Here is a 17,480-nt window from a genome sequence, read left to right as displayed (position 1 = left end):
GGTTTAAATAGTCGAAGGCCAAAAGGCATCTTCAATATGGTTGAGTTTGTAGTTATTATTACGATCAAAAAGTACGGATATTATATCAAACCGCACATCGCCCTGGTGGTTCATTATGTAAATATATTCATCGGCCGCCTGCACTAACAGCTTTTGCTTGCGGGCATCAACAAAGTCTTCCGGCTGCCCAAAGCCGTTGCCCGTACGGGTTTTCACTTCCACGAAGATGATCACCCCAGCTTTATAAGCAATTAGATCTATCTCCGCCTTTCCAAACATCCAGTTCTCGTCCATCATCTCGTAGCCGGTGGCTTCAAGGTGTGCTTTGGCCAATGCTTCGCCTTGCCGGCCCAGGTCGTTGTGGGTAGCCATTATTTGGGTATTACTGTACCGAGATAATCCGCAATGGCCTTATGTACTCTTTTCATTTGGATTTGTTGTTGCATTATAACAACTTGATTATCATAATCTGTTTCATCAATTAGTTGTTTTGTAAGCTTGTCTATAATGGCCTCAACTTTAATTTTTTTTACATGAAAAATACCACCAAGGATCGTTGCTTTCATGTTATTTTGCTCGTTCGGGACCATTATTTTATGCATCTCATACCAATTTTCACTCAAAGTATACTTAGTCGAAAGAAGGTCAATAGCTAAATTGACAACAGATTTGTCAGAATGATGGATGAAAAATTTATCATCTGGCAAAATTCCATTATCGACCTGTTCAGAATAAACGTCAATAAATTTTTTACATGGAATATTAAAAAAATCTACATCACTGAGTTCAGCTATCATAAATGGGCCAATGTAGGTGTTGGCAATACCATCCCAGTCAATCATGCTGCTACCGTAAGACAAAAGTAGCCTAACAATCTCCCGCTCCTGGTTTGCAATTTCCTCTGCCTTTTCTTTCTCCGTTTCATCAAAAATTGCTAATTCTTCGGGCGACGTTTCGAATGAGGTTTTACGGTTTCCGTGCTGATTTTGATAATCCTTTTTAGCTTTCGCCTGGCGCATCTTGTTCAACTCGGTAAGCAGGGCGCGCTCATCAATCTGCAAAATATAGCTGCACTCTTTAATAAACACCGATGCTTTGATAGAATCCGGGATCTTGGCAATACTTTCCACTATCTCCCTGATTACCTCCGACCGGCGGATGGGGTCATTACCCGCCTCTTTTAAAAGGATGCCGGTTTTGAAAAGGATAAAGTCTTTCTTGCTATCATCTACGTGCTTTTTAAAAGCCGCCGTGCCGAACTTTTGAACGTAAGAATCCGGATCGTGACCATCAGGGAAAAGTACCACTTTAACGTTCAAACCTTCTTCCAGGATCAGGTCTAAACCGCGTAATGAAGCTTTTATGCCGGCAGCATCACCATCATAAAGAATGGTAATATTTTTTGTCAGCCTGCCTATCAGCCTTACCTGCTCAACCGTTAACGACGTGCCCGATGATGCTACCACATTTTCTATCCCTGCCTGATGTACAGACAATACATCGGCATACCCCTCAACCAGGTAGCAGTTATCTTCTTCACGAATTGCCTTTTTAGCAAAGTACAATCCGTAAAGTACATTAGACTTATGGTAGATCTCCGATTCGGGCGAGTTGACGTATTTGGGTACGTTTTTGTCGCTCTTTAATGTACGACCGCCAAAAGCGATCACTCTACCGGTAAAGCTGTGAATTGGGAACATTACCCTGCCACGGTACCTGTCATACAACGACCCGTTGTCCCGCTTAACTGATAATCCGCTGGCTACTAAAAATTCTTCCTGATAGCCTTGTTTAAGAGCTTCGCCTGTAAAGGCTTCCCACTGATCGGGCGAGTACCCCAACTCAAATTTTCGAATCGTTTCGCTATTAAAACCTCGTTCCTTAAAATAGCTCAGGCCGATATTCTGGCCTTCGTCGGTATTAAGCATGGTTTCATGAAAGTACTTGGCAGCATAGGTGCTTACGATCATCAGGCTCTCCCGGCGCTGGTCTTCTTCTTTATGCTCAGATGATTCTACCGTTTCCTCAACCTCAATACCATACTTTTTGGCCAGCCATTTAAGCGCTTCGGGATAAGTGAACTTTTCCAGTTCCATTAAAAAGGTGATAGCGCTACCGCCCTTACCCGAGGAAAAATCTTTAAAGATGCCTTTGACCGGCGATACCGTGAACGATGGCGTACGCTCGTTGGCAAAAGGAGATAAACCAATGTAATTGGCGCCACGTTTTTTTAACTGCACAAACTCACCGATCACCTCCACAATATCTGTGGCTTCCATTATGCGGTCGATGGTGGGTTTGGTGATCATATGTTAAATACAGCGCGGATACAAAAGTAAAGCTTAAAGAGGTTACTTCTTCTTAAAGATATAAAATTATCATGATTGATTTACAGAAGGGCAACCACGGACTATAAATGAGAGTTGCGTTTTACCACCGTAATAGCAGCTTAGGATCAATCTAATATAGCCCCTTTAGGTGATGCCTTTAAAAATGTAATGGCTATGCCTGCTAACACAATGGCACTACCAATCAGTTCTTTTGCTTCCAGTTTTTCGCCTAAGAAGCATGCGGCCAGCAAGCCTGCAAAAACGGTTTGGCTCAACAGGGTAATGGCCACCTTTGTGCCTTCCAGGTAGCGTATCGAGTAGTTGATGGTTAGCCAGCCAAGTAACTGGCAAAGCAGGCCCATCCCAATAAAGCAAAGCCAAACCCGCAGCGGGAAATCAACAATGTTGCCGCCCATAAAAGTGTTAATGAGGAGCAAAAAAACGCCGGAGCTTAGCATGCTGTAAAACATAAAGCTAAAAACATCAATACCGGCCATAATATTTTTGGTGATCATTAAGTAACAGGCATAAAACAAACTTGCCAGTACCGCCAGCAATATCCCGCCATTAAATTCCAGTTGTAATATTTGCCGGTAACCTACCAATACCACCATGCCTGCTAAGGCAACAGCTGTACCTATCCAAAATAGCTTACCGCTGCGCTTTTTAAAGAATATTAAACTCATTAGCCCTACCCAAACGGGAGCAAGGTTGGCTATCAATGTAGATACGGTTGCGCCTATCTTTAAAAGCGACATATTCCAAACCGCGATATCCGCTGCAAAAATGATCCCGGCTATGACTGAATAGGCCAGTTGCCGGCGGCTTATCTTCAATTTGCCTTTTACAATACAATACGGCAATAAACAAAGCCAAGCCACAAACACCCGGTAAAAAGCCGCGCCTAAAGGTGATGTACCCGCGAGCTTAACAAAAATGGGCGAAAACGATATACACAAAATACCTATTGCCAGGCTTAGCTTTGGGTTGAGCGACATAGCGCAAACTTACGCAATGTACTAACACGTTCGTCGACGGAATTTCGAAAGCTGGAAGCTAAATATTAATTTGCCGGAAACTTTTTGACGCCGGATGTATCAGAAATTAACTTTCTATCGTAATGTATAAAAATTACGATTATGAAAAAGATCTCTTTATTTATCCTGTTTGCGCTGCCGTTGTTATTAACGGCTTGCATCAAAGACAATGACAAATGCTGCGCGGTTTATTACGACCCTTATTTTGTTGCCGAGCGTAATGGCTTAGGTATAGTTGCCCAACCCGGATCTGCCAAGGTAGGTACCGATTCTATTTCGGTATTTGGTGTGAGTAACCAGGCAGGTGTACGCATGCGTTTCAAATTCAATGGTAAAGGCGTTTATGCACTGGCCGGTAACCAAAGCAAATATTACCAGGTGGTAGGTACCGATACCGTAAGCCGTTACAATTTAGGCGCCGCATCCGGTAGTTCTATTGAAGTTACCGGTTATGATTCTATCAACAAGATCCTTGGCGGCAAGTTTAACCTTAACATGAAACGCACCTTTCCGGTTACATCAAGCACTTATCCGGATAGTGTTAAATTTACCAAGGGACAGTTTGTTATCGCGCTGCCGCGATAAGTCTTTTAACCTGCGGCCTTGCCGCAGGTTATTTTTGTGATACCATTATTGCATGTAACACGTTATCAAACTTAAAATTATAAAACCCATACCAATGAAAAGATTTTTATTTGCCGCGCTAGTGATGCTTTCAGCACTTAACTTTTCGTGCACTAAAGGTGGCCGGATGTGCTGCGCGAACCCTTATCAGCCTTACATGTCGGCCGAGAAGAATGGGATTAAGTGGGACGCGGCAGTAAGCACGTCAAGAATCGCCGGCGACTCTCTGGCAATTGCCGGATCGCAAACGGAAGAGCGTCTGGTCATCCGGATAATGTTTAACGGCAAGGGGATTTATAATTTAACGGGCAACCAGGCAACGTTTTTCACAACGGTGGGGCAGGATGTTCTAACCAGCGAGTACGGGGTTGATAACTCAACAAAAAGCACAATTGAAATTACCGAATACGATAATACAAAAGCCATTATAACCGGCACCTATTATATAGCGCTAAAGAGGGCTGCCAATAAGTACCCTGGTTCCCCGGAGACCATCCGGTTTTTAAAAGGAACATTTAGCACCTATCTAAAAAATTAGACCGGCTCATTGCCTAAGTATTGGCTTACAGCTAACAGGTTTTGGCAAATAATTGTATTTTTGCCACTCAACTGATATGTATATGAGCCAGCGAATTAAAATTAAAGCATTATTAGAAAGCGGCAGGACCGACGGAGATATTACGGTAAAGGGATGGGTGCGGGCTTTCCGCCAAAATCGTTTTATTGCTTTAAATGATGGCTCTACTAACAGCAACCTGCAAATCGTTGTCGATTTTGAGAACACGGACCCCGCCCTGCTTAAACGTATAACATTTGGCGCCGCGGTAGCCATCAACGGAACCCTTGCCCCCTCACTTGGCCAAGGCCAGAGCGTTGAAGTGATTGCCGGCGAAATTGAGATTCTTGGCGATTGCAACCCTGACGAATTCCCACTGCAGCCCAAAAAACAAACCCTTGAGTTTTTACGAGAGAACGCACACCTACGTTTCCGTACCAATACATTCGGTGCCATTTTCAGGGTGCGTAACACACTGTCGTTCGCGGTGCACCAGTTTTTCCAGGATAAAGGTTTTGTATACCTGCACACACCGATCATCACTCAATCTGATGCTGAAGGCGCCGGCGAAGCATTCCACGTTACCAACTTTGATTTTGAAAACATTCCCCGCACTGATACCGGCGAAGTGGATTACAAGCAGGACTTTTTCGGCCGCTCAACCAATCTTACCGTATCCGGCCAATTAGAAGGTGAGTTGGGTGCTATGGCGTTGAGCGATATCTACACCTTCGGCCCAACCTTCCGTGCCGAAAATTCTAACACAACCCGCCACTTAGCCGAGTTTTGGATGATAGAGCCCGAGATGGCGTTTTACGACTTGAATGATAATGCTAACCTGGCCGAGGAATTGCTAAAATACGTGATCAGCTATGCGTTGGACAAAAACAAAGAAGACCTGGAGTTTTTAAACCAGCGCCTGCAGGAAGAGGAAAAGCAAAAGCCACAAAACGAGCGTGCTGAGTTGGGCCTGTTGGAAAAGCTGCAATTTTGCCTTACCAATGATTTTGAACGCCTTACCTACACCGAGGCGATAGAGATATTACGCAACTCGACCCCGAACAAAAAGAAGAAGTTTGTTTACCCGGTTGAGGGATGGGGTACCGACCTGCAATCTGAACACGAGCGCTACCTGGTTGAGAAGCACTTTAAAAAACCGGTTATCCTTACAGATTATCCTAAAGAGATCAAATCCTTTTACATGCGCCAGAACGACGATGGTAAAACCGTTGCCGCGATGGATATCCTGTTCCCGGGTATTGGCGAGATCATCGGCGGTTCGCAACGTGAAGAGCGTTTAGACAAGCTGGAAACCCGTATGGATGAGATAGGCATCCCTAAAGACGAGCTTTGGTGGTACCTGGATACCCGTCGCTTTGGTGCATGCCCGCATGCCGGCTTTGGTTTAGGCTTTGAGCGTTTGGTGTTATTTGTTACCGGCATGGGCAACATCCGCGATGTGATCCCTTTCCCAAGGTTCCCTAAAAACGCCGAATTTTAGACCGCTGATTTAACTGATTTTTATGATTACGCTGATTGATCTGCAACAAAGTTTATCAGCGTTTTCTTTCATACGCTGGCACACCTTTAAATTAATAGTCCCTCAAAAAAGTGTACAACTATTAACAAAGGTTTACACTTTTCGGAAAAAATCAAGTTAAATAGTTGATTAACAATTAATTGCGAAATGGTTGGGTTAACACTCCTTTTCGGAATATTGGATCCATTTTTAGATCTTCTATGCCGTTCAACTTATCGCTTTATCTGTTCTGTTCGAATTGTTATTTTGGTCGAATCGTATTAATCCTTGAATCCCATAATCGTGTTACTCCCTTTTATAGTCCTTATGTACAATCAAAAAACTGGCGCGTTCTTCTTTTTTGAAGGGGATATCCCAGTTGCCCTGGTAAGTGATTTTGGTGGGTAATAGTTCGCCGCCAAAGTTGTTAAGCTCGATGTTCATCTGCACATTAAAGTCGAAAAGCATGTTACTGTATTTCATATCTACGTACCGCCCTAGGATCTGAAATGTCCGGGCATCAAATATGGTAGTAAGCTCTTTAATCATCACGTCATCATCGGCCGTACTGGGCTTCTTAATCACCTTGAACCGGTACACGGGGATGCTGTCTACATACGTTCCACGGGCAAACTCATAACGGTAAAACTGCCGCATATCCGGCCCGAAGATCTCCGTTTTTCCGCTGATAAAAGGTATGCCGCTAATCTTGCGCCCGGGCGTAAATATCAGCTGTTTCAGTTTTGCCTTATAACCTTCATTTTTACCTTTATTATCGCCGGGCAGTCCATCGGTCTTTATAAAATCCGAATTGTAGGCGTTCATAAAAATGTAGTCGAACATCTCTACGGTGTACAGCTGATACTTGCCGTTCTTCTTGTAAACGGCACCCGTATCCTGCTTAGCTACATAGGTGATCTTATGGGCACCTTTCTCGTTACTGTGAATCAGCTTGCGATAGATCTTGCCGTTAACTTTATTCTTTTTATCGTAGGTGTAAATGCGGTTCTCTGCAGTAAACGCATAACGTTTCATATTCTGAAAAGCCTTGTAAAAGCTGGTATCGGCAACTACGGCATCAATAAAATCCTGCGCGTTTAACTTATGCGACCGGATATTTGCCACAGGCGTATCAATGGTTATTGTACGGATGGTGTCGGGATTAAACCGCTGGATTTGCTGAGCAAAGGTGCTAAAAGCACTAAAAAGAAAGGAAAATAATAGAAGATGGTTTTTCATTTATTGTTTAGCATCATGTCATTACGAGCGCAGCGTGGCAATCGCACACTTTGCAGACCTGCTCTGTAAAGTGCGCGATTGCCTCGTTCCTCGCAATGACATTTTATTTTTAATTTCCTAATTGCTTAATAGCCAGGTAAGCCATAAGCCCGGTACTTATTTTAAAAGCATCTTCTTCCACATCAAAGGTAGGTGTATGTACAGATGATGTAATGCCCCTCGCTTCGTTACGGGTGCCCAGGCGGTAAAAGCAACTATCTGCCACCTGCGAGTAGTAGGCAAAATCTTCGGCAGCCATCCAGATATCCAGATCGAGCACATTCTCTTTACCCAGGTAATCTTCTGCATGGCTGCGGGTAGCGTTGGTGAGCACCTCTTCGTTAATCAGGAACGGGTAGCCGCGCATAATGGTAAATTCGCAGCTGCCGCCCATGCTTTCGGCAATACCTTCGGCCATTTTTTTCATCTTGACATGCGCTTCGCCGCGCCATTTTTCGTCCATCGTACGGAAGGTTCCTTCCAAATAAACTTCATTCGGGATCACGTTGGTAGCGCCATTGGCAATCACCTTGCCAAACGAAAGTACAGACGGACTTTTTGGATCGGCAAAACGGCTGACTACCTGTTGCAAAGCGGTTAGTATATGCGCGGTGATGATCACCGGGTCAACATTTTGCTGTGGCTGCGCACCGTGGCCGCCTTTGCCCTTTACGGTTACGTATAGCTCATCGGTAGATGCCATGTACTTGCCCGCACGGAAACCCACTTTCCCGGCATCAATAAGGGGCATTACATGCTGGCCTAAAACAGCACCAGGTTTAGGGTTTTCTAAAACACCCTGTTGTATCATGAGGCTTGCACCGCCGGGCAGCTTTTCTTCTGCCGGCTGAAAGATCAATTTTATAGTACCGCCGAATTCTGATTTTAGTTCGGTTAAGATCTTAGCGGTACCTAACAGAGAGGACGTGTGCGCATCATGGCCGCAAGCATGCATAACACCGGGATTCTGGCTTTTATAAGGCACATCGTTAGCCTCCAGTATCGGGAGTGCATCCATATCGGCCCGCAAGGCTACCACCTTGTCAGACGGTTTATCGCCTTTAATCAGTGCAACCAGGCCGGTATCGGCCATTTTGTGGTACTCCAAACCCAGTTTGGTAAGCTTTTGTGCCACAAACACCGAGGTTTCCACCTCGTGAAAAGATAGTTCGGGGTGCGAATGCAAATGCCTGCGCGTAGCTACCACATCATCAAATATTGCTTCAGAAAGCTGCTGGATCTTTTCTTTAATCATTACTGACAACCGTTTTTGGAGGGTTAATTTTTTCGGAGATGATAAACATGGCCGAAAAGGTACCATTAAGCTGGTTTTTCATCCGTTCTGCTTCTATCCGGGAACGGAAATCGCCGGCACGTACCTTAAAGTTAGGTTCGCGGTAAACAATGTACGTACGCATTTCCGGGAACTCCATGTTGAACCTGGCCTGGGCATTAAAGGCTGCGCTGCGGTTGCTGCCGCTGTATATCTGCACGCGGTACCCGTATGATGATACGTAACTGCCACTGCTGTTGCGCCGGCCGCCGCTATTCAACATAGCGCGTTTGGCCAGCAGCGTATCAAACAAAGGGTCGCGGATAACCTGAACCCTGCCCCTGGGCGTTTGGCCGAAAGCCATTGTTGATGTGAGCAGCATCAATAAAAAAAAACAATACCTGACCACGGCTGATTTAGCGGTATGATCAATTATTGCTTTCTTCATATTTTAAATTTTTTAAGAATGTTATGCCGAGCCTGTCTAAGCAATTGCGTATAAGTCTTCGACAAGCTCATACTGACCTTTGTTACGCTGAACGATAGTGTAACATCCAACCGGCAGTTGCCTCTTGTCAGATTGTTCACTATCGTACAGGCTGAAATTATTTTCGAACCCTAATTCTGTCCCTGGCCGTGGCAGCTTTTAAACTTTTTGCCGCTACCACAAGGGCACGGATCGTTCCTGCCTATTTTTTGCTCTACCTTAACCGGCGTTGGTTTTTGCATTTCGCGGGTATCCTCAACAGGCATGCCGTTGGTTTCTGCACCAAGTTCAGGTTTAGAGGTACGCATGTTCTTCAGGTCAAGCTTAGGCTGCGGTTTTGCTTCGCGCACCTGCTCTGGTTCTTGCTGCACAGCAATACCACCACGGAACAGGAAGCTTACCAGCTCTTTATTTACATTGGCCAGCATCTGGCGGAACAGTTCAAAAGCTTCGAACTTATATACCAAAAGCGGGTCTTTTTGTTCGTACACCGCGTTTTGTACCGATTGCTTTAACTCATCCATTTCACGCAGGTGCTCTTTCCAGGCATCATCGATAAGGGATAAGGTCACGTTCTTTTCAAACGATTTAAATACTTCGAGCCCGTTATTATCAACCGCCTTTTTCAACGGCACTGCTACCTGCATACCGTGCACGCCATCTGTAAACGGAACAACAATGTTCTCTACATACTGGCCGCGGGTATCATAAACATCTTTTAATACCGGGTAAGCCTGTTGAGCAATAGTTTCGGCTTTGCGTTTGTAAAAGTCCATTACCTCGGCAAAGGTTGTATCAACCAAAGTATTCAGGTTAGTGCTGCCGAAAGCGCTTTCGTCGGTGCTGATATCTACAGAAAATAAACGGATCACCTCTAATTGGAAACCCTCGTAATTGTTAGATTCTTTGTACTCGGTAACCACATCTTCTATAACATCAAAAATGGTATTGCTTAAATCAACATCAAGGCGCTCGCCAAACAGAGCGTTTTTACGCTTAGCGTAAATAACGGTACGCTGCGAGTTCATTACATCATCATACTCCAGTAACCGCTTACGGATACCAAAGTTGTTTTCTTCTACCTTTTTCTGCGCACGCTCGATAGATTTGGAGATCATGGAGTGCTGAATCACTTCTCCCTCTTCAATACCCATACGCACCATCAGGTTACTGATCCGCTCCGATCCGAATAAACGCATCAGGTTATCCTCTAACGATACAAAGAACTGAGATGAACCCGGGTCGCCCTGCCTACCGGCACGGCCGCGTAACTGCCTGTCTACACGGCGGCTTTCATGGCGCTCGGTACCTACAATGGCTAAACCGCCCGCTTCTTTAACACCTGCTCCTAATTTTATATCCGTACCACGGCCGGCCATGTTGGTGGCAATGGTAACAGTACCGGTTTGGCCCGCTTCGGCAACAATATCCGCCTCTTTCTGGTGCATCTTAGCATTCAGTACGTTGTGTTTAATACCGCGCAGCTTAAGCATACGGCTCAACAGTTCAGATATCTCCACAGATGTAGTACCCACCAGTACCGGGCGGCCGGCCTGTGTTAGTTTCACAATCTCGTCTGCAACGGCATTGTATTTTTCGCGGATGGTACGGTAAACCAGGTCCTGCATATCTGCACGGCTGGTTGGCGTATTGGTTGGTATCTCTACCACATCCAGTTTATAGATCTCCCAAAACTCACCTGCTTCTGTAACGGCAGTACCGGTCATACCACAAAGCTTATGGTACATCCTAAAATAGTTTTGCAGGGTAATGGTAGCGAAGGTTTGTGTTGCATCCTCTACCTTCACATTCTCTTTTGCCTCGATAGCCTGGTGTAACCCGTCAGAGTAACGACGGCCATCTAATACACGGCCGGTTTGCTCATCTACAATTTTAACCTTACCATCATCCAAAATGTACTCGGTATCTTTTTCAAACAAGGTATAGGCCTTCAGCAACTGGTTAACTGAGTGGATACGCTCCGATTTGATAGAGAAGTCGCGCATCAGCTCATCTTTCCTTGCGATCTTATCTTCGGCAGAAAGGCTTGATTTCTCTATTTCAGAGATCTCGGTACCTACATCCGGCATCACAAAGAAATTGGTGTCCTCACCCGATGATGTGATCAGTTCAATCCCTTTTTCAGACAATTCAACCTGGTTGTTTTTTTCGTCGATAATAAAGAACAGCTCTGCATCAACCTTAGGCATCTCTTTGCCCTGGTCCTGCATGTAGTAGTTCTCGGTTTTTTGTAAAACGGTACGGTTAGCACCTTCGCTCAGGAATTTGATCAGCGCTTTATTTTTAGGTAAAGCACGGTGGGCACGCAATAAAGCCAAACCACCATCCTCAACACCGGTTTTACCATCGTTAATGGCTTTTTTCGCTTCGTTTAATACTGTATTGGCAAAACTTTTCTGCGCGTTAACCAAGCGCTCGATGCGTGGTTTTAACTCATAAAACTCATGCTCGTCGCCACGCGGGATAGGACCAGAAATGATCAAAGGCGTACGCGCATCGTCAATCAGTACCGAATCCACCTCATCCACCATGGCGTAATGCAGCTTTCGCTGTACCATCTCTTCGGGGCTGCGTGTCATATTGTCACGCAGGTAATCAAAGCCAAACTCGTTATTAGTACCAAAGGTAATATCGGCCAGATAAGCCGCACGGCGTTCTTCTGAATTAGGCTCATGCCTGTCAATACAATCAACAGAAAGGCCATGGAATTCATACAGCGGGCCCATCCATTCGCTATCGCGGCGTGCCAGGTAATCATTCACGGTTACAATATGTACACCCTGGCCGGCAAGCGCGTTAAGATAAGCAGGCAGCGTAGCCACCAATGTTTTACCCTCGCCGGTAGCCATCTCAGATATTTTACCCTGGTGTAAAACCACACCACCAATCAGCTGCACGTCATAATGTACCATGTTCCAGGTAACTTCGTTGCCGGCAGCCAGCCAGGTGTTATGGTGAATGGCCTGATCGCCTTTAATAATAACGTTACCTTTTTTAGCGGCAAGCTCACGGTCAAACTGGGTTGCGGTAACTTCAATAGTTTTATTGCCTGAGAAACGGCGGGCCGTTTCTTTAACTACCGCAAAAGCCTCGGGCAAAATATTTTTCAAAATCTCTTCCAGCTCTTTATTGCGGTCTTTCTCCAGTTTATCTAACTGGGTATAAAGGTCAACCTTTTCGGCAACATCCATATCCAGCTCGGTTTCGGTGCGGTCTTTTATCGCCCGGATCTCGGTATCGATGCCGGAAAGGCCCTGCGCTATCGTTTCTTTAAATTGTATGGTTTTAGCTCTAAGCTCGTCATTAGTTAAGCCGTCAAGTTTGGCAAATTCCGCCTTAATCTTCTCAACTATGGGGGTTATGCCCTTAACGTCACGTTCTGATTTGCTTCCAAAAAGCTTACTAAAAAAGTCTAACATAATCTATTTGTATATCGCACTAAACTCAACAATTGCGCCACTGCAATTTTAAAGTCATATTGGCAGGCAAAGGTAAGAAAAAGTAGCAAGTACTAAGTATCAAGTAGCAAGTATATGGCCTATCGTTAACGTTAAACACCTCAAAAAAAGGCATCTTAATACCTGATACTTGCTACTTGATACTAAAAAAGGCATCTTTACCGCATGAACATCCTGATCCTTGGTTCGGGCGGAAGGGAAAGCGCCTTTGCCTGGAAAATATCACAAAGCCTTAAATGCCATAAGCTTTTTATCGCCCCCGGCAACGCGGGCACCGGTAAGTATGGCACCAATGTAAACTTAAAAGCTACCGACTTTGAGGGCATCAGGGCTTTTGTTTTAGCCAATGATGTTAAAATGGTACTGGTTGGCCCCGAGGAGCCACTGGTAAAGGGCATTCATGATTTTTTCCTGGCGGATGAGCAGCTTAAAAGCGTCCCGGTTATTGGCCCGCAAAAGGAAGCGGCGCAGTTAGAGGGCAGTAAAGACTTTAGCAAGCAATTCATGCAGCGCCACAACATCCCAACCGCGGCGTCAAAAACCTTTACCCGCGATACTTTGCAGGAAGGGTTTGACTACCTTGCAACAGCCGGGCTGCCTGTGGTTTTGAAAGCCGACGGCCTTGCTGCAGGTAAAGGTGTGCTGATCTGTTTAACCCTGGAAGAAGCGCGCCAGGAGTTGTTAGAAATGCTTACCGAAGCCAAGTTTGGCGACGCCAGTTCCATGGTGGTTGTCGAGCAGTTTTTGCAGGGTATCGAACTATCTGTTTTTGTGATGACCGACGGTACCAATTACAAGATATTACCCGAAGCTAAAGACTATAAACGCATTGGCGAAGGCGACAGCGGCTTAAACACCGGCGGTATGGGTTCGGTTTCACCCGTTCCGTTTGCCGATGATGAGTTTATGAAAAAGGTGGAGCAGCGTATTATTATCCCAACAGTTGAAGGGCTAAAACAGGAAGGCATCCCCTATAAAGGCTTTATTTTTATCGGCCTGATGAATTGCTACGGCGACCCTTATACCATAGAATACAATTGCCGCATGGGCGACCCGGAAACGGAAAGTGTTATGCCAAGGATCGAGTCGGATTTTGTAGAGCTGCTTTTAGGTGTAGCCAACGGCAACCTGAACGAGAAGGAATTGTGCATATCCGAGCGTACCGCAGCTACTGTGGTGTGTGTTGCTGGTGGCTATCCGGGCGAATACCTGAAGGATAAAGAGATCACGGGAATTGAAAACGTGCGCGGATCATACGTGTTCCATGCCGGCACCACCTTGGACGGAGAAACGGTTAAAGCTACCGGCGGCCGGGTACTGGCCATAACCACATTGCAAAACAATATGTTTGATGCCCTGCAACAGGCTACTGCCGATGCTGCACGTATTTACTACGACGGCGTCTACTTTAGGAAAGATATTGGATTTGACTTGTTATAGTTAGGAAGTCGGGAAGACGAAGTAGGATAAACCGGAATTGTGAAGCTGGATGATCAGGTGGCAAATCCTCAAAACGAAAGTCCGAAAGCAGATTGTTTATCTCTATCTTTCGGACTTTCTGCCTTACGTCTTTCGACTAAATTATATCTTACTGAATATCTCTGCCAGCTTTTCATTCAGGTCTTCGCCACGCAGGTTTTTACCGATGATCTTGCCGTTAGGGTCAAGCAAAAAGTTTTGCGGAATGGCACGAACGCCGTAGATATCAGCAGTTTTACTTTTCCAGAATTGCAGGTCAGATACCTGAGTCCAGGCCAGGCCGTCTTTTTTGATTGCCTTTAACCATGCCTCTTTAGCATTCGGCCTGTCTAACGATACACCAAGGATAGTAAAGTTTTTGTCTTTATACTTGTTAAAAGCCATTACCACGTTAGGGTTTTCCTGGCGGCAGGGGCCACACCATGATGCCCAAAAATCAACCAGCACATATTTACCGCGGAATGATGAAAGGCTCACCATTTTACCGGCTGTGTCGGCTTCTGCAAATTCAGGTGCTGTCGCGCCCAATGCTACCGCTTTTAACTTTGGCAATATGGCAGCAAAATCTTTACCGCCTGTAGATTCTTTTATATTAGCCGAAAGGCCTTCAAACAACGGGGCTATATCTACATAATCTGCACTGTAAGCGTAAGATTGCAGTGCACTTAAACTGATGTAAGAATCCGGATGCTGGGTGATGAACGCTTTGTTAGCCTCTTTTTCTTTCAGGTCGATAGCTTTTTCATCTAATTTGCTTTGCTTGATGAAGGCAGGATCTTTTTGCTGTGCTTCAGTTGCCGCTTTTTGTTTTTCTTCCAGCGCAGTGTAAGCATCATTTATGGGTTTTAAAGCCATTCGGTAGGCTTCATTCTCTTTATTTGTTTTGGTACCCGTTACCGATGCATTAGCTATTTTATCTGTGGCGGCAACGGTTACAACACCCGGCTCCAAATAAACGGCGTGGTAATCACGCGATGTGTTCATGCCGGTGCCTTTTTCATTAAACAAAAGGTAGCCACTCATCGGCATAGCAGCAGCGTCGCCGGTAAAGGCAAACTTGCCATCCTTTAAAACGGCTGAGTCAATAAGCGTTTTGCCATCCTTACGGTATTGCAGGTAAACTTTAGCAGGAGCACTAAATTTGCCTACGTTACCCTGAACGGTAAACTTGCCGGCTTGGGCAAAAAGCAGTGACGGGGCACCCGCCAGTACGGTCAATATAAATTTTTTCATTTGGGGCGTAATATTTTGTACACTAATCTTTACTAATTAAAGGATTTTATATCAAAAATAAAACTGTTCATTGTAAAATTAATGGTACGCTTTAATTGCAACTGACTGATCGTTAGTTGGTGTATTTGCCCAGCAACTCGGCAAGCTTTGTATCCAAATCATCACCGCGAAGGCCTTTGGCAATTATTTTACCTGTTGGGTCTATCAAAAAGTTTTGAGGGATGGATTGAACGCCATAAACCGTTGCTGCCAGGTTGTTCCAATATTTAAGGTCGGATACCTGGGTCCAGGTCAGCCCGTCATTTTTAATAGCGGCCAGCCATGCAGATTTACCGCTCTCTTTATCTAACGATACTCCGAGTATGGTGAAGTTTTTATTCTTGTATTTATTATAGGTACGCACCACATTAGGGTTTTCCTGGCGGCATGGAGGACACCATGATGCCCAAAAATCAAGCAACACATATTTGCCCTTAAATGACGACAACCTTACCGGCACACCATTCACATCATTCTGTATAAAATCCGGGGCCATTGCGCCTATCGCAGTTATCTTTAAATTATCAATGGCCGATTTGATCTGCCTGCCTTGTTCGGTGCTTTTAAGATCGGCAGATAGTAGATCGTAAAGCGGTTCCACCTCAGATACATCCGGCGCCGGGCCACTTACACTGGTAAGCGCCAGCAAGCTCAAAAAGCTGTTGGGATTTTGGGTGATGAACGTTTTAAGTACGTTTTTTTGCTCCAGTTGTATGGCTTTATATTTGGCCTGCATGGCATTTTGAAATGTTGGCGATTGCTGCTGCGCAGGAGTAGCGGCTTGTGCCTCGATGACAATCTTCTGGGCCTTATCTATCACCACCTTAAGCTGGCTTTTAAGCTTCTTATTGTCTTCGTTGGATGGGGTTCCGCTCACATCGGCCTTGGCAATAGAATCCGGAGAGGTAATATTGATATTCCCTTTTTCGATGTAAAAATTTAATAAGTCGGCAGTTTTTGACGGCCCGCCATCTGGAAAATTCTGCGCGATGTATTTGGCAAAGCCAATGCCCTTATAATCGATAAACAGGGAGGCGTTAACCGGATTCATGGCGACGCCGGTAAAGCCGAATTCGCCATCTTTTATAGTGGCAGAATCTGTAACGTTGTTGGCGCCTAAGCGATATACTAAAAAGGCTTTTGCGGGAGCATTTAACTTGCCAACTTTACTTTTGATGGTAAACGGCTGGGCTGCCTGGCCAAATGCCAATGCAGGCAATAAAGCAATAAGGCAGAAAAAAATCTTCTTCATTTATTAATTAATGTAAAGGTGATTAACGCATAAAGCGCCCATGAATTGCCACTTAGTTTAACTTTTGATAAGTGCGCCACCAAAGATCAGGCATCTCGCCGGAAGCGGCGGTCTTGTAATCTTCGTGCCGGCAGGGTACCAGGTGAAAGCGCTCATTTTTGGAGCCCCCTGTTGGGTAGGGTACCTGCATCCACCAGCGGTCGCTTTTTTTTCTTTTTAAAAAAAACACTTCATGCTCAACATGCGTAAGGCTGGTTTTATAAATAAGGTATTGTGATTTTGGGTTAAGCGGATAATCGCGTTTGCGGTTATAAAAACCATCTATAAAATACCATATCATCTGCGATAGCAGCATAGCAGTTTGGCCGTTATTATCAAAGGCGGGGTTAAATTCGTAAAACCCTATCGAACTTAGTTTATCATTAAAACCGGCGTAGCGGCATATCTGGCAGGCTTCTTCGCCATAAAAGCCGTTTGGTTTAGCATTGGCGTTACCTACTGCATCAGATGAGCGGATGGCGCCCATATCAAAACTCACCATATTGGCATTGCGGATGATAGGTTCGGCAACCGCAATGTTTTGGGTAAGCTCGCCAAGGCGGTGCACATCAAAATACAGTTTCTCCATCACACGTAAACTATCCTGATTTACAAAATAGGTTTGGTAACCCATGTTACTGTAATTGAAAAGATAATTAGGCTCGTGCAGAATCACTTTATTCATATACGATGCAGAGGTGGTTTCGATAGTTTCGTTAAATCCATCGTCGTCCAGGTCAAGCTGCGAGTCAATCACCAACATATCTACTTTTTGCTCCAGGGTTTCATAGCCTAGATATTGGGCGTAGGTAAGGTCCTGCCCGCCACCGATGATCACCGGGATAATGTCTTTCT

Annotated in this window: 14 protein-coding genes; 4 read left to right on the top strand and 10 right to left on the bottom strand. The window is 45.1% G+C overall.

Going from position 1 to position 17,480, the window contains the following annotated elements; translation table 11 throughout:
* Positions 1 to 3: 3 nt before the first annotated feature.
* The 3 genes from ACE5CV_RS12760 to ACE5CV_RS12750 all read right to left on the bottom strand — a co-directional run bounded on the left by ACE5CV_RS12760 (position 4) and on the right by ACE5CV_RS12750 (position 3,328).
* The gene (locus ACE5CV_RS12760) at positions 4 to 372 is read right to left on the bottom strand and encodes a YraN family protein (protein ID WP_374950562.1); all 369 of its coding nucleotides are present in this window, start codon (positions 370 to 372) and stop codon (positions 4 to 6) included.
* Positions 372 to 2,309, bottom strand: a complete 1,938-nt coding sequence (gene dnaG, locus ACE5CV_RS12755; RefSeq protein WP_374950561.1) for a DNA primase — start codon at positions 2,307 to 2,309, stop codon at positions 372 to 374. The genes ACE5CV_RS12760 and dnaG overlap by 1 nt, the downstream gene beginning before the upstream one ends.
* Before the next feature lie 146 nt (positions 2,310 to 2,455).
* A complete protein-coding gene (locus ACE5CV_RS12750) occupies positions 2,456 to 3,328 on the bottom strand; it encodes a DMT family transporter (protein WP_374950560.1) in 873 nt (290 codons plus the stop codon).
* 141 nt (positions 3,329 to 3,469) lie between these two features.
* Between ACE5CV_RS12750 and ACE5CV_RS12745 the strand changes: the two genes are divergently transcribed.
* From ACE5CV_RS12745 to asnS, 3 genes are all read left to right on the top strand, one after another.
* Positions 3,470 to 3,952, top strand: a complete 483-nt coding sequence (locus ACE5CV_RS12745) for a DUF6252 family protein (RefSeq protein ID WP_374950559.1) — start codon at positions 3,470 to 3,472, stop codon at positions 3,950 to 3,952.
* A gap of 94 nt (positions 3,953 to 4,046) precedes the next feature.
* On the top strand, positions 4,047 to 4,529 hold the full coding sequence (locus ACE5CV_RS12740) for a DUF6252 family protein (RefSeq protein ID WP_374950558.1): 483 nt from the start codon (positions 4,047 to 4,049) through the stop codon (positions 4,527 to 4,529).
* 82 nt (positions 4,530 to 4,611) lie between these two features.
* Entirely contained in the window at positions 4,612 to 6,048 is a 1,437-nt protein-coding gene (asnS, locus tag ACE5CV_RS12735; protein ID WP_374950557.1) for an asparagine--tRNA ligase, read from the top strand.
* 324 nt (positions 6,049 to 6,372) lie between these two features.
* On the opposite strand, the gene ACE5CV_RS12730 is transcribed toward asnS, so the two are convergent.
* From ACE5CV_RS12730 to secA, 4 genes are all read right to left on the bottom strand, one after another.
* A complete protein-coding gene (locus ACE5CV_RS12730; RefSeq protein ID WP_374950556.1) occupies positions 6,373 to 7,305 on the bottom strand; it encodes a hypothetical protein in 933 nt (310 codons plus the stop codon).
* Positions 7,306 to 7,414: 109 nt separating this feature from the next.
* Positions 7,415 to 8,599: a M20 family metallopeptidase gene (locus tag ACE5CV_RS12725; protein WP_374950555.1), complete on the bottom strand. Its 1,185-nt coding sequence runs from the start codon at positions 8,597 to 8,599 to the stop codon at positions 7,415 to 7,417.
* The gene (locus ACE5CV_RS12720; protein WP_374950554.1) at positions 8,592 to 9,065 is read right to left on the bottom strand and encodes an SPOR domain-containing protein; all 474 of its coding nucleotides are present in this window, start codon (positions 9,063 to 9,065) and stop codon (positions 8,592 to 8,594) included. The genes ACE5CV_RS12725 and ACE5CV_RS12720 overlap by 8 nt, the downstream gene beginning before the upstream one ends.
* A 170-nt stretch (positions 9,066 to 9,235) precedes the next feature.
* On the bottom strand, positions 9,236 to 12,544 hold the full coding sequence (gene secA / locus ACE5CV_RS12715; protein ID WP_374950553.1) for a preprotein translocase subunit SecA: 3,309 nt from the start codon (positions 12,542 to 12,544) through the stop codon (positions 9,236 to 9,238).
* A gap of 204 nt (positions 12,545 to 12,748) precedes the next feature.
* On the opposite strand from secA, the gene purD reads away from it, so the two are divergent.
* A complete protein-coding gene (gene purD, locus ACE5CV_RS12710; protein ID WP_374950552.1) occupies positions 12,749 to 14,023 on the top strand; it encodes a phosphoribosylamine--glycine ligase in 1,275 nt (424 codons plus the stop codon).
* A 141-nt stretch (positions 14,024 to 14,164) separates the two neighbouring features.
* Here purD and ACE5CV_RS12705 read toward each other — a convergent pair whose 3' ends face one another.
* The 3 genes from ACE5CV_RS12705 to ACE5CV_RS12695 all read right to left on the bottom strand — a co-directional run.
* Positions 14,165 to 15,295: a redoxin domain-containing protein gene (locus ACE5CV_RS12705; RefSeq protein ID WP_374950551.1), complete on the bottom strand. Its 1,131-nt coding sequence runs from the start codon at positions 15,293 to 15,295 to the stop codon at positions 14,165 to 14,167.
* A gap of 112 nt (positions 15,296 to 15,407) precedes the next feature.
* Positions 15,408 to 16,586, bottom strand: coding sequence for a redoxin domain-containing protein (locus tag ACE5CV_RS12700; protein WP_374950550.1), 1,179 nt, complete (start codon positions 16,584 to 16,586; stop codon positions 15,408 to 15,410).
* 52 nt (positions 16,587 to 16,638) lie between these two features.
* A partial coding sequence (locus ACE5CV_RS12695; RefSeq protein ID WP_374950549.1) for a formimidoylglutamase occupies positions 16,639 to 17,480 on the bottom strand: 842 nt, incomplete at its 5' end.

The sequence above is a fragment of the Mucilaginibacter sp. genome, from assembly GCF_964263795.1.
Classification (GTDB): Bacteria; Bacteroidota; Bacteroidia; order Sphingobacteriales; family Sphingobacteriaceae; genus Mucilaginibacter.
This window is presented reverse-complemented; position numbering and strand designations above follow the sequence as displayed.

Bases quoted from the DNA above. Each gene is read 5' to 3' on its own strand.
- ACE5CV_RS12760 (WP_374950562.1), bottom strand. From the start codon at position 372: ATGGCTACCCACAACGACCTGGGCCGGCAAGGCGAAGCATTGGCCAAA.
- dnaG (WP_374950561.1), bottom strand. From the start codon at position 2,309: ATGATCACCAAACCCACCATCGACCGCATAATGGAAGCCACAGATATT.
- ACE5CV_RS12750 (WP_374950560.1), bottom strand. From the start codon at position 3,328: ATGTCGCTCAACCCAAAGCTAAGCCTGGCAATAGGTATTTTGTGTATA.
- ACE5CV_RS12745 (WP_374950559.1), top strand. From the start codon at position 3,470: ATGAAAAAGATCTCTTTATTTATCCTGTTTGCGCTGCCGTTGTTATTA.
- ACE5CV_RS12740 (WP_374950558.1), top strand. From the start codon at position 4,047: ATGAAAAGATTTTTATTTGCCGCGCTAGTGATGCTTTCAGCACTTAAC.
- asnS (WP_374950557.1), top strand. From the start codon at position 4,612: ATGAGCCAGCGAATTAAAATTAAAGCATTATTAGAAAGCGGCAGGACC.
- ACE5CV_RS12730 (WP_374950556.1), bottom strand. From the start codon at position 7,305: ATGAAAAACCATCTTCTATTATTTTCCTTTCTTTTTAGTGCTTTTAGC.
- ACE5CV_RS12725 (WP_374950555.1), bottom strand. From the start codon at position 8,599: ATGATTAAAGAAAAGATCCAGCAGCTTTCTGAAGCAATATTTGATGAT.
- ACE5CV_RS12720 (WP_374950554.1), bottom strand. From the start codon at position 9,065: ATGAAGAAAGCAATAATTGATCATACCGCTAAATCAGCCGTGGTCAGG.
- secA (WP_374950553.1), bottom strand. From the start codon at position 12,544: ATGTTAGACTTTTTTAGTAAGCTTTTTGGAAGCAAATCAGAACGTGAC.
- purD (WP_374950552.1), top strand. From the start codon at position 12,749: ATGAACATCCTGATCCTTGGTTCGGGCGGAAGGGAAAGCGCCTTTGCC.
- ACE5CV_RS12705 (WP_374950551.1), bottom strand. From the start codon at position 15,295: ATGAAAAAATTTATATTGACCGTACTGGCGGGTGCCCCGTCACTGCTT.
- ACE5CV_RS12700 (WP_374950550.1), bottom strand. From the start codon at position 16,586: ATGAAGAAGATTTTTTTCTGCCTTATTGCTTTATTGCCTGCATTGGCA.